The following is a 1,218-nucleotide window of genomic DNA, read 5'->3' as shown; positions in this document are numbered from 1 at the left end:
GACCTCATGAGCGAGGCCTTCCCGGTGACCCTGCGGCTGACGCTGCTGGCCATCACCATCGAGATCATCATCGGTGTCGGCCTGGGGGCGTGGGCTAAGGTGACCGGGCCCTCCCGGCGGTAGGCGCGGCGGTGGAAGTCGCGGGCGTACCGGGTGGCGATGGTCGTCTTCCCCAAACCGGGTTCGGCGTCGATCACCACCGACCCGCGCAGCTTGTCCCCGTCCCGCCGCCCGGAGGCCAGGACCTGATCGATCACCGAGTACGCGGCGGTCAGCTGGCTGGTCTTGATCGTCGGCAGGTTCGCGTTCCACACCATCCGGGCCTCGTTGTAGTCCTCCCGTTCCTCACCGCTGAGCCGGGTCTTTTCGGTGCGGGTGAGGACGTCGAACGACTCGCGCGGTGCGGAGTGCACGAACGCATCCCATCCCTTCTTGCGGGAGAGTTGGTAGCGGGCGGTGCCGTTGTCCGCCAACCATCGTGCCCATCGGTTCACTCGTCGAACACCCCGAATACCTCCTCGTCCGGCCGCTGCGCGTAGTACTGCTCGAACACGTCCAGGTCGTCGGGAAGCTCGACCGGGCTCGTCGAGCGTTGGGCGAGGTGCTCGAGCAGATCGATGACCCCGGGCAGCGACGCGTCCTCCCGCACGGATTCGCCGTCCGGCGCGGCACCGGACGTCCGTTCGCCGTCGAGGGTGGGCCGCTGCGCGCTGAGCCGCCGGGCCAGGCTGCGGTCGCGGCGGGTCTCGACTTCCTCCCGGCTCCACGCGAGCAGCAGGTCCTGCACGGCGCGGTGCGGATCGAGGTGGCGGTGCTCGCGGATGCTGACGCGTTTGGCGTAGTCGACGGCATCGGCGCTGAACGGCTGGTTCAGGCACGCCCCGTGTTCCCACACCAGTTGGTGCCAGGCGTTGGTGTCCGGATCTTGGAAGTAGGCGTGCCGGACGTCGTGGGAGTCGACGAAGATCGGCCACTTACCGGCGTGCACACCGCCGTACGGGGACCGGGTGCCGCGATACAGGTTCAGCCCGGCACCGTCGTAGCGCAGCCCGTCGACCTCCACCCCGTAGTGGTGGATCATCCGCCACCGCACATCGAGGAACTCGTACGCCAAGTCCGGGCTCTACCGGGGAGAGGGAGGGAGTCTGAGCCGGCACACTCCGATGACCTACCAGGACTTCACCGCCGCCGCCGAGGCCCGGCGCCGGTACTGGGCAC

1 protein-coding gene and 2 pseudogenes are annotated in these 1,218 nt (G+C 68.9%); 1 reads left to right on the top strand and 2 read right to left on the bottom strand.

Annotated elements, in window-relative coordinates:
• Together ABT116_RS47990 and ABT116_RS47985 are read right to left on the bottom strand one after the other, a co-directional pair.
• A pseudogene (locus tag ABT116_RS47990) lies at positions 1-473 on the bottom strand (hypothetical protein); the annotation flags it as partial.
• Positions 474-490: 17 nt separating this feature from the next.
• Complete coding sequence (locus ABT116_RS47985) at positions 491-1,114, bottom strand: hypothetical protein (RefSeq protein WP_351647795.1); 624 nt, start codon at positions 1,112-1,114, stop codon at positions 491-493.
• 10 nt (positions 1,115-1,124) lie between these two features.
• Between ABT116_RS47985 and ABT116_RS51255 the strand changes: the two are divergent.
• Positions 1,125-1,218, top strand: a pseudogene (locus tag ABT116_RS51255) (NAD-dependent protein deacetylase 1); the annotation flags it as partial.

The organism is Streptomyces sp. NPDC002130 (genome assembly GCF_040296465.1).
Lineage (GTDB): Bacteria > Actinomycetota > Actinomycetes > Streptomycetales > Streptomycetaceae > Streptomyces.
Note: the sequence above shows the minus strand (reverse complement) of the source record. Positions and strands in the feature narration are given on the sequence as shown.